Genomic DNA, 11,605 nt, shown 5'->3' on the forward strand with positions numbered 1-11,605 from the left:
AATCCCAAAATAATAGCACAAAGATGGTTTGACATAAATCATCTTTGTGCTTCTTTATATTCAAAACGCCATATTATACGATTTCGCATTCCTAGAGTGCTGTCTCAAACTGTTTATTTTATGAGGGAGCGGAACAGCATTCATTATGAATTCTAGTCCTGCCTCGGCAAGGTTGACTAGGATTGAAACAAGCTTGGTATCAGCGTATTTTCAGTCAACTCTTGACAAAATATATAGTTCATAGCCTAAAACATAATGATATCCCAAACTGAATTCACATTATTAATCATTAATTTTCTTTAGCAATTGCTTTATTACCGATATCACGTCGGTAAAATAGATTGTCACTTTTTATGTGCTTGACCTTTTGGTATGCTTCATGTTGTGCCTGCTGTATTGTCTGACCTTCACCAATGGCTAAAATGACACGTCCGCCTGATGTCACGAAATCCGCTTCGTCCTTTGTTAAACCACTTACAAAATAAGAATTATCTAAAGTAAATCCAGAAACTTTGTGCCCTTTAACATAAGTACCAGGATAACCTTGTGAAGCCAACATTACTCCAACAACGAAACCTGGTTTCCATTGAAAATGAATCGGTTCCTTATTTGCTAAAGCGATAATTTGCGCCATTAAATCACTTTCTAAATGTGCAAGTAATACTTGTGCTTCAGGATCACCAAAACGCGCATTAAATTCAATCACTTTTGGACCTTCAGAAGTTAGTATTGCACCAATATAGAGTAAACCAAAGTAATGATAGCCTTCCAGTTTCATTGCTTTGGCTATAGGTTGCGCAATATCTTTGTTGGTTTGACTTAGTACCTCTTCAGAAATATGTGGTACTGGGCAATAGGCACCCATACCCCCTGTATTAGGTCCTTTATCATTATCATAAGCACGCTTATGATCTTGCGCAATGCAATCAAACGGTACAGCATAATCACCATTAATAAAGGTCATTAATGAAAATTCTTCACCTTCTAAAAACGCTTCAAAGATAACTTTACCTTGCGCTTTGGGATACAGTTCTTCTACTGCTGCAATAGCATCTTTTCTAGTTTCCGCAATAATGACACCTTTACCTGCTGCTAAACCGTCTTTTTTAATGACTATCGGTAACTCACAATCTTTTACGTAAGTTAATGCTTCACTTTTACTATTTACTTCTTTATATTCTGCTGTTGGTATATGATATTTCTCCATTAATTGCTTAGCAAATAATTTTGAACCTTCAATTTGTGCAGCATCCTGATTGGGACCAAACACCTTAAATCCATGTTGTCTTAGTAAATCTGACAAGCCATCTATCAATGGTTGTTCAGGACCTATAATGATCCATTCAATTTGATGTGCTTGAGCAAATTTTAAAATTTGCTGGTGGTCACTTTCTGCAATATCTTTATGAATATCAGCAATTTGACTCATCGCATCATTTCCAGGTATCACATCTATATGATTGACAAGTGGTGACGTATTGAGCTTTGAGACTAATGCATGCTCTCTTCCGCCCGAACCAATAACTAGAATGTTCATATATTTCTCCCTTCCTATTAGTTTAATGTCTGAAATGACGAGTTCCTGTCATTACCATCGCTATACCATATTTGTTTGCCATGTCGATAGAATCTTGGTCTTTAATTGAACCACCTGGTTGTATTATTGCTTTAATGCCATGTTGCGCTGCTAATTCTACTGTATCATCCATTGGAAAGAACCCATCTGATACCATCACCACATTATCATTGATTTCAATTGCACGTTCTAAAGCAATCTTTGCAGCACCTACACGATTCATTTGTCCAGCACCAATACCAACTGTTTGTTTGGAATTACTTAAGATGACCGCGTTACTTTTTACGGAAGGAATGACTTTCCAACCTAGCAGCATGGCATCCCATTGATCATCAGTAGGTACTGCATGCGTTACAACTTTCATATCCTCTTTTGTAATTTCATCATTATCTTTGTCTTGCACTAAGTAACCACCTGAAACAGAGACAAATTCTTCTTCACGTTTATCAATTGTCATAGCAATTTCTGATAACCGTATATTTTTCTTTTTTGTCAAAATATCTAAGGCTTCATCTGTAAATCTTGGCGCAATGACTACTTCTAAAAAGATAGCATGCAATGTCTCAGCTAATTCTGCAGTGACCGTTCTATTTAAAGCAATAATCCCTCCGAAAATGGATTGATTATCTGCATCGTAAGCATTTTTAAATGCGATTTCTATATTTTCACCAATTCCTACGCCACATGGGTTCATATGTTTAACAGCAACAGCAGCTGGCTCTTTAAATTTCTTTACTAATGATAAAGCAGAATCTGCATCTTTAATATTATTGAAACTTAATGCTTTACCATGTAACTGTTTCGCACCAGCAATGGTATGTTTACTACTTGATGTACGTACAAAACGTGCAGATTGTTGAGGATTTTCACCATATCTTAATTGTTCACTGGCTCCTTTAAAGAAACTAACAATCGCATGATCATATTCATTTGTATGAGCAAACACTTTTATCATTAATGCTTTACGAAAATTTTCGTCTAAACGATGCGCTTTAATACGATCAATAACTTCATTGTAATCTGATGGATGAACAATCGTTGTTACATGTTTAAAGTTTTTTGCTGCGGCGCGTAACATGGTTGGCCCACCAATATCTATGTTTTCAATCGCTTCCTCTTCTGTAACATCTGGACGAGCTACGGTATTTTGAAAAGGATATAAATTAACAACAACCATATCGATTAAATCAATGTGCTGAGCTGCTAATTGTTCAAGATGTTCAGGTTTATCCCGATCGGCCAAGATACCTCCATGCACAGCAGGATGTAATGTTTTAACTCGTCCATCCATAATTTCAGGAAATTGAGTTAAATCAGAAACTGAGTTAACTTGAACGTTTGCTTCTTCTAGTACACGTTTAGTTCCACCGGTTGAATATAATTCATAGTCTAAATCACTTAATGCTTTAGCAAATTCCACAATGCCACTTTTATTTGAAACACTTAAAATTGCTTTTTTCATGATTAACTTAACTCCTTATTTAATAACCTTAGCTATAACACTAGGATAAAGTTCATATTCTAATTGTTTGACTCGTTCTTCCAAATTTTCTTTGGTATCATCCGGTTTGATCTCGCATTGTCTTTGTTCAATAATTTCTCCCGTATCCATGCCACTATCAACATAATGAACTGTTGATCCTGTAACATTATCACCACTATTAAAAGCCTGACCAATAGCATCTTTCCCCTTATATTTTGGCAATAATGATGGATGAATATTTAAAATCTTACCTTCGTATGCATCTAACAAATCAGGACCAATTAGCCTCATATAACCTGCGAGAATAATCCATTCCACTTCTTCACGCTCTAGTAAACGAATCAAATGGTGTTCATAGGCAGATTTTGAGTCAAAATCTTTTGGTTCGTTGATATTAACTGCTACCTTTAACTGTTTTGCGCGTTCAATACAATACGCATCGAGATGATCAGTATAAAGTGAAGTAATTTCTATATTGTTGAGTTCTCCTTTATCCACTTTTAAAACAATATTTTCGAAATTACTGCCCGACCCAGAGGCAAAAATAGCTACCTTAGTCACTATTCTACCCCCTTGAGATAAATAGGCACATGTGCATCTTCTATAACATTGCCTATGTGGTAAGCAGGGACATCGTGTTTTTTTAGGACATCTAGTGCTTTAGCAATGTCATCTTGACTAACGATGACCGTATACCCTATTCCCATATTAAAAATGTTATACATTTCATCCGTAGAAATTTGTCCTTGTTGTTGTAACCAGTCAAAAATAGGAGGTGTTGGGAATGTATTCACATCAATTTGCGCAGCTAAACCATCAGGTAACACTCTAGGAATATTTTCATAAAATCCACCACCAGTGATATGATTCATCCCCATGATTGTTACTTTATCTTTTAAATCAAGTATCGGTTTCACATAGAGTCGCGTAGGTGTTAAGAATGTATCTAAATATGTTTGACCATTGAAGTCATCGTATAAATCAATGTCAGTCTGTTTAATTAATTTACGTACTAAGCTATAACCATTTGAATGTATCCCACTAGAAGCTAAACCAATAATTGCATGACCTGCTTTTATATTTGAGCCATCAATGTATTCTGCTTTTTCAACAGCACCGACAGCAAAGCCAGCTAAGTCATACTCACCTTCATGATACATTTCTCCCATCTCCGCGGTTTCACCACCAATCAGTGCGGTATTTGTTTGTTGACATCCTTCGCTGACTCCTTTTACAATCTGCTCAATAACTTCTGGAACAACTTTATTTGCCGCAATATAATCTAAAAAATATAATGGTTCTGCTCCAGTTGTAAGAATGTCATTCACACACATGGCTACGGCATCAATTCCAATGGTGTCATGTCTGTCATGATCGATAGCTAACTTTAACTTTGTTCCTACACCGTCTGTACCTGACACAAGCATAGGCGCTGTCATCTGCAATTGTGATAAGTCAAATGTCGCACCAAAACCACCTAAGCCACCTAAGACTTCTTTTCGTAGTGTTCGCTTTACATGTGCTGACATTCTTTCTACTGCTTCATATCCTGCTTCTATATCTACTCCAGATTGTTCATAAGCTTTAGACATTTTTATTTCCCTCTCGATCATAATAGTGTTGGTGATTCTCGATATATGCTTTTTGTCGTGGGCTCAAGTGCTTAAAATAATTTTCTTCATAATCATACAAACCAGCTGGATAATCACCTGTAAAACTTTCTAAACATAGACCACTATATGGCGCATCATAGTCTAAGCCAATAGCTTCTATTAAACCATCAACGCTTAAATAGGCTAATGAGTCGGCACCTATATGGTCACAAATTTCTTCAGGTGATTTACTCGCTGAAATCAACTCAGCAGTAGTTGAAACATCAATACCATAAAAGCTTGGAAACATAAATTCTGGTGATGCGATCCTTACATGTACTTCTTTAGCACCGGAATCTTTGAGCATTTTGACTATACGTTTAATAGTTGTGCCACGTACAATTGAGTCATCGACTAAAATAATTTTTTTACCTTCTACAATGTCTTTGACAGCTGATAGTTTGACACGTACCCCTTGTTCTCTCAATTCTTGAGTTGGTTGGATGAACGTTCTAGCGACATATTGATTTTTAACTAATCCCATTTCATAAGGCAGCTGGCTTTCTTCAGCATAGCCACTAGCTGCTGATAATGATGAATTAGGTACACCAATAACCATATCTGCTTCTACAGGATTTTCTTGAGCTAATTTCTTTCCAGAAGCTTTACGAACTGCATGCACATTCTTACCAGCTATTGTAGAGTCTGGACGCGCAAAATAAATATATTCCATTGCTGAAATCGCAGTACTTGTGTGTTTTGTATATGATTTTATTTTTATACCTTCGTCATTGATAACGACATATTCTCCTGCGTGAACATCTTGGATAAATTCTCCACCTAAAACATCAATAGCGCATGTTTCACTTGCTAATATATAAGTTCCATCTTGCATTTTTCCGACCGCTAATGGTCTAATGGCATTAGGATCAACTGCACCATATAAAGCATCCTTCGTCAAAATCGTAAAGGTAAAACCACCTTTAATTTGGCGTAGACTTTCTTTTAGTGCTTCTTCAAATGTTGGTGCTTTACTTCTACGAATTAAATGCATAATCACTTCAGTATCTGAAGACGAATGAAATATTGCCCCATGCTTTTCTAAGTATTGTCGTAATGATTGTGCGTTGATCAAATTTCCGTTATGACATACTGCAACGCTCATATCATAAAAATGATAGAGAAATGGTTGAATATTCTCGATACCTTTATTGCCTGATGTTGCATAACGTACATGACCTATAGCGTTACGACCTGTTTTTAATTGTTCCATTTGCACTTCTTTGATTGCTTCAGTTAACAGCCCTACACCACGTTCACCTTTTAATGTGTTACCATCTGTGACAACAATTCCAGCGCCTTCTTGACCGCGATGTTGTAAACTATGCAATCCCATATATGTCAATTGAGCTGCCTCTGCATGGTTCCAAATTCCAAATACGCCACACTCTTCGTTTAATCCACTGTAGTTAAACATTGCGCAATAGCTCCTTCCCATTGTGCTTTTATATCAGAAGCTCTCTTAGAAATTGATGTATGAGCAGCTGCAACATTAAATTCATCCGTATCTGTAAGTTGACCTATTTCAATTGCATGCTCAATATTTAATTCTTGTCCTGCTTTAACAGCAATCACATAACGTCCTTGCGTTTCACTGAATAACTGTGCATCTGAAAGATTTACTTTAGCTTTTAATCCAAGACTATAATGCGCACTGATTCTAGCGAGAGTAATTAACAATCCACCTTTGCCAACAGTCTGTACGTGTGAAGCCACACCATTTCTAATTGCCTTTTTAACGGCTTCACCCTTTGTCACTTCATCGCTTAAATCAATCGCTTCAAATTCATGATTCACTTTGCCGTATAACAATTTTTCAATTTGACTGCCACCGAAATCATCCCTAGTATCTCCAACTAAGTACAATTTATGTCCTGCTTGAGGATGGAAATCATTTAAATATTCGATATTTTCAATTAGCCCTACCATACCAACAACTGGTGTTGGAAAAATAGATGTACCACGTGTTTCGTTATAAAGCGAAACATTACCAGATACTACTGGTGTTTTTAAAATTTCACATGCTTCTGACATCCCTTTTGTTGAATCTATTAATTGTTGATAGATTTCTTTTTTCTCAGGAGAACCATAATTTAAGCAATCTGTCATTGCAAGTGGCGTGGCACCAACAGCAATTAAATTGCGATAGGCTTCTGCCACTACCATTTTTCCACCTTCATATGGTTGATTAAAGACATAACGTGCTTCGCCATCAATGGTAGAAGCAATCGCTTTTTGGGTACCTTCAACACGAACAACTGAAGACTGTAAACCTGGTTTAATGATTGTATTGGCACCCACTTGTTGATCATATTGTTCATATAAATAATGTTTTGATGCAATTGTTGGATGTGTGAGTAACTGGTCAAATACCTCTTGAACATTGATAGAATTATAATCATTTTTAGAAGTATTATATGCCTTTTCTTCGCCTTCAAGCACATAAACAGGTGCTTCATCAGCTAGTGATTGCACTGGAATATCTGCAAATACTTCATCCTCATATTTAAGTACAAAACGGTCTGTATTTGTTACTTCACCAATAACAGCACTATCTAATTCATGTTTATCAAATAAATCTAAGAATTTTTGTTCCGTACCCTTTTCAACAACAAGTAACATTCTTTCTTGTGTTTCAGAAAGCATCATTTCATAAGGAGATATGCCAGGTTCTCTAGTCGGCACTTGGTCTAAATTTAATATTAAGCCACTGCCACCTTTAGCTGCCATTTCAGACGATGACGATGTTAATCCGGCTGCTCCCATATCTTGAATACCTACGAGCTCTTTGTATGTAATTGCTTCTAGGGTAGCTTCCATTAATTTCTTACCTACAAAAGGGTCGCCAATTTGAACTGAAGGACGTTTACTTTCACTTTCTTCCGTCAATTCTTCAGACGCAAACGTTGCACCATGAATACCATCACGACCTGTTTTCAAACCAACATATATAACTGAATTTCCTTCGCCTTTAGCCGTCCCTTTTTGAATCATATCATGGTCAATAATACCTACACACATCGCATTAACTAATGGATTGCCATCATAACGATCATCAAATTCAATTTCACCTGCAGTAGTAGGAATACCGATACAGTTACCATAGCCACCTATACCGCGAACGACCCCTTTTAGTAGTCGTTGATTTTGTTTCACTGATAATTCACCAAAACGCAAACTGTTTAATAAATTAATAGGTCGTGCACCTATTGACACAATGTCACGAATAATCCCACCTACGCCAGTTGCTGCACCTTGATATGGTTCAATTGCTGAAGGGTGATTATGTGATTCAACTTTAAAAACGACCGCTTGGTTATCACCAATATCAACTACACCAGCACCTTCACCTGGTCCCATCAATATACGCTCACCTGTAGTGGGAAATTGTTTTAAAAATGGTTTAGAATGTTTATATGAACAATGTTCACTCCACATAACAGAAAATATACCTACTTCAGTAAAGTTTGGTTCTCTACCTAGAACATCACAAACTTTAGTGTACTCAGCATCACTTAAACCCATATCTTGATATAATTTTTCAACTTTAATTTCTTCAATACTAGGTTCAATAAACTTAGACATGTTGTTCCCTCCAACTATTAACCATTGTTTCGAATAATTTTACGCCACTATCAGTACCAAGAATTGTTTCAAGTGCACGTTCTGGATGAGGCATCATACCACACACATTCCCTTCTTTATTCACGATGCCAGCAATATCTTTATATGAGCCATTAGGATTGTCTTGATACGTTAATATGATTTGGTTATTGGTTACTAATTCTTCATATATGTCATCAGTGCAATAATAGTGCCCTTCACCATGTGCTACTGGATATACTACGAGATCATTGTTTTCATATAAGTTAGTAAAAGGCGTTTGATTATTAACAATTTTTAAGGTTTCATTTCTACTAATAAATAAATGGGAATCGTTATGAAGTAAAGCTCCTGGTAATAAGCCAATTTCAGTTAAAATTTGAAAACCATTGCATACACCTAATACTGGTTTACCTTCACTTGCTAAACGTTTAACTTCATCAATTACTGGGGCTACGCTAGCCATGGCGCCTGAGCGCAAATAATCTCCAAATGAAAATCCTCCTGGTATAAGTACACCATCAAAACCTTCAAGTGATGTCTCACGATAATCTACATATTCAGCTTCAGCACCTGTTTTAATCGCCGCGTTATACATATCTCTATCACAATTAGAACCAGGGAATACGAGAACTGCAAATTTCATATCATGCATTCTCCTTTTCATCAACGATTTTATAGCTGTATTCTTCAATGACTGTATTGGCAAATAACTTTTCACTAAGCGTTGTAATGATGTTATCAACTGCTTCATCCGTAGCTTCATCAACAGACATATATAATACTTTGCCGACGCGGATATCATTGACTTGCGTATAACCTAAGTCATGTACAGCACGATTTAATGCTTGCCCTTGAGTATCTAATACTTGTGGTTGTAAAGTAATATGAAGTTCAATCGTTTTCATTATTTAACTTCCTCCAATTTATTTAAAAATGTTTGATATGTGTCAATCAGTGAGCCTGTTTCATTTCTGTATACATCTTTGTCAAAATTCGTACCTGAATCCTTGTCCCATATACGACAAGTGTCTGGTGAAATTTCATCTGCTAATAAAATTTTTCCATCTTGTGTTTTTCCAAATTCTATTTTGAAATCCACAAGCTGTAAATCCATTTCATCCATAAGTTGTATCAGTACATGATTGATATCCTTAGCCATTTGTTTTAATGTTTGTATTTCTTCATCGTTGGCAATGTTTAATAGTTTGACATGGTCATCAGTAATTAGCGGATCATTTAAGTCATCATTTTTATAAAAAAATTCAACTAGTGGTTCGTTAAATTGATATCCTTTATCTAAACCTAAGCGTTTCGTGATGGAGCCCGCTGCAACGTTACGAACAACAACTTCTAATGGAATAATCTTTACTTCTTTAACTAATTGTTCTGTCTCAGATAATTGTTTAATAAAATGACTCTCTATACCTTTATGGCTTAAATAATCAAATATAATAGATGTAATTTGATTGTTTAAGCGACCTTTGCCTTTCATGGTATCTTTTTTCGCACCATTGCCAGCCGTTACTTCATCTTTATACTCAACACGCAATTGATTTTCTACTTCAGTAGAAAATACTCTTTTTGCTTTACCTTCATATAATAATGCCATTTATAACTCTCTCCCTTCGAATTGTTTAAGCATGGTAGCTTCAGTGGCATTTACATCATCTGTTAGTATCGTCATGTGACCCATCTTGCGATCTGGTTTACGTTCAGCTTTGCCATAAATATGAACATGCCATTCTGGATGTTGACCAAAATCGTCTTCTAATAAATCTAAATCTCGACCAAGTAAATTCATCATAACGGCAGGCTTTAGCAGTTCTATAGTCTGAGGTAATGTCTGACCAGTTATCGCAAGAATATGCGTATCGAATTGAGAATAATCACATGCTTCAATAGAATAGTGACCTGAATTATGTGGCCTTGGTGCAATTTCATTAACATATAATTGATTTTGTTTATCGATAAAGAATTCCACTGTAAACGTGCCAACAAAATGTACAGTATCGATGATTTTGTTTACTTCTATTCTTGCTAGTTGTTCTTTGTCACTGCGTGCTGGAACAATTGTTTTAAATAATATTTGATTGCGATGTTCATTTTCTTGTAATGGGAAATACGTCGTTTGTTTTTGATTACCGATTGTGACAGTTAATGATACTTCTCGTTCAATGTCGAGGTATTGCTCAGCTACACATTCTTGTTGCGCAATAAGCTGTTTGGCTTCTTCTATCGCCGTATGATCTTTAACTAAAATTTGTCCTTTCCCGTCGTAACCACCAAATCTTGTTTTGATGATAAAAGGATAGCCTAACTCTTCTATGGCATTGTATAAATCATCTATATTGTTTATTGATAAAAATGGAACAATATGAGCCCCGGCTCGCTCTAATGTTTGTTTTTCGGTTAGTCGATCTTGAAGTAATTCTATTGCTTGGTAACCTTGAGGAATATTAAATTGTTCAGATAACGTCTTTAATTGTTGTGCTGAGATATTTTCAAATTCATACGTAATGACATCTGATTTTTCACCAAGTTCTTGTAAAGCTTGTGTATCATCATAGGCAGCAGTGATAAACTCATTAGCAATATGATGGCATGGGCAATCTGTATTTGGATCTAAACAAATAACTTTAAAACCCATTTTTTGAGCAGATTGGGTCATCATTTTTCCTAACTGTCCACCACCAATAATGCCTATAGTGTCGCCAAACTTTAACTTATTGAAGCTCATGCTGCATGTCCCCTACTTTCTTAACGAGTGTTTTTTCATAATTTTCTAACTTTTCAAGTACTGACTTGTGACTGATACTTAGAATTCTCGCAGCTAAAATACCCGCATTTTTAGCACCAGATTTCCCTATAGCTGTTGTAGCAACAGGAATACCTCCTGGCATTTGAACAATTGACAATAGCGAATCTAGTCCTTTTAAGCTTTTTGATTCGATTGGCACACCAATCACCGGTAAGGTTGTCATTGATGCTACCATACCCGGTAAATGCGCTGCACCACCAGCTCCCGCAATAATGATATCGTAATCATTAGCGCGCGCTTGGTTTGCGAAATCGTACATTAATTTTGGTGTACGATGTGCCGAAACAACTTTCTTATCAAACGGAATACCAAATTCTTCTAACATCGCACAACTTTCTTGCATAATCTTCCAATCTGAAGAACTACCCATAATGACTGCTACTTTCAATTTGTACACCCTTTCAAAAGTTTGAAATATAGAGACGATTAGTTGTATATTACAGATATAGCATAACAATCATTGAAGTCTT

11 protein-coding genes are annotated in these 11,605 nt (G+C 36.1%); all 11 read right to left on the bottom strand.

Annotated elements, in window-relative coordinates:
- Positions 1 to 289: 289 nt before the first annotated feature.
- Genes purD through purE form a run of 11 tightly spaced genes read right to left on the bottom strand, consistent with a single transcriptional unit; the run spans position 290 to position 11,523 of the window.
- Complete coding sequence (purD, locus tag HMPREF2597_RS10790; protein ID WP_012990886.1) at positions 290 to 1,537, bottom strand: phosphoribosylamine--glycine ligase; 1,248 nt, start codon at positions 1,535 to 1,537, stop codon at positions 290 to 292.
- Positions 1,538 to 1,559: 22 nt separating this feature from the next.
- Positions 1,560 to 3,038, bottom strand: a complete 1,479-nt coding sequence (purH, locus tag HMPREF2597_RS10795; protein WP_012990887.1) for a bifunctional phosphoribosylaminoimidazolecarboxamide formyltransferase/IMP cyclohydrolase — start codon at positions 3,036 to 3,038, stop codon at positions 1,560 to 1,562.
- Positions 3,039 to 3,053: 15 nt separating this feature from the next.
- A complete protein-coding gene (purN, locus tag HMPREF2597_RS10800; protein WP_002478377.1) occupies positions 3,054 to 3,620 on the bottom strand; it encodes a phosphoribosylglycinamide formyltransferase in 567 nt (188 codons plus the stop codon).
- Positions 3,620 to 4,651 (bottom strand): phosphoribosylformylglycinamidine cyclo-ligase, encoded by a 1,032-nt coding sequence (purM, locus tag HMPREF2597_RS10805; RefSeq protein WP_002478378.1) that lies wholly within the window; start codon positions 4,649 to 4,651, stop codon positions 3,620 to 3,622. The genes purN and purM overlap by 1 nt, the downstream gene beginning before the upstream one ends.
- Positions 4,644 to 6,128, bottom strand: coding sequence for an amidophosphoribosyltransferase (gene purF, locus HMPREF2597_RS10810; RefSeq protein ID WP_002459448.1), 1,485 nt, complete (start codon positions 6,126 to 6,128; stop codon positions 4,644 to 4,646). The genes purM and purF overlap by 8 nt, the downstream gene beginning before the upstream one ends.
- A complete protein-coding gene (purL, locus tag HMPREF2597_RS10815; protein WP_002478379.1) occupies positions 6,107 to 8,296 on the bottom strand; it encodes a phosphoribosylformylglycinamidine synthase subunit PurL in 2,190 nt (729 codons plus the stop codon). Before purL ends, purF begins: the two co-directional genes overlap by 22 nt.
- Positions 8,289 to 8,960 (bottom strand): phosphoribosylformylglycinamidine synthase I, encoded by a 672-nt coding sequence (purQ, locus tag HMPREF2597_RS10820; protein WP_070817298.1) that lies wholly within the window; start codon positions 8,958 to 8,960, stop codon positions 8,289 to 8,291. The genes purL and purQ overlap by 8 nt, the downstream gene beginning before the upstream one ends.
- A 1-nt stretch (position 8,961) precedes the next feature.
- Complete coding sequence (gene purS, locus HMPREF2597_RS10825) at positions 8,962 to 9,222, bottom strand: phosphoribosylformylglycinamidine synthase subunit PurS (protein ID WP_002459451.1); 261 nt, start codon at positions 9,220 to 9,222, stop codon at positions 8,962 to 8,964.
- Positions 9,222 to 9,926: a phosphoribosylaminoimidazolesuccinocarboxamide synthase gene (gene purC, locus HMPREF2597_RS10830; RefSeq protein ID WP_002478381.1), complete on the bottom strand. Its 705-nt coding sequence runs from the start codon at positions 9,924 to 9,926 to the stop codon at positions 9,222 to 9,224. The genes purS and purC overlap by 1 nt, the downstream gene beginning before the upstream one ends.
- Positions 9,927 to 11,054: a 5-(carboxyamino)imidazole ribonucleotide synthase gene (gene purK, locus HMPREF2597_RS10835; protein ID WP_002478382.1), complete on the bottom strand. Its 1,128-nt coding sequence runs from the start codon at positions 11,052 to 11,054 to the stop codon at positions 9,927 to 9,929.
- On the bottom strand, positions 11,041 to 11,523 hold the full coding sequence (gene purE / locus HMPREF2597_RS10840) for a 5-(carboxyamino)imidazole ribonucleotide mutase (RefSeq protein ID WP_002478383.1): 483 nt from the start codon (positions 11,521 to 11,523) through the stop codon (positions 11,041 to 11,043). The genes purK and purE overlap by 14 nt, the downstream gene beginning before the upstream one ends.
- Positions 11,524 to 11,605: the final 82 nt, after the last annotated feature.

The organism is Staphylococcus sp. HMSC063A07, assembly GCF_001836955.1.
In the GTDB taxonomy this organism is placed as follows: Bacteria; Bacillota; Bacilli; order Staphylococcales; family Staphylococcaceae; genus Staphylococcus; species Staphylococcus lugdunensis.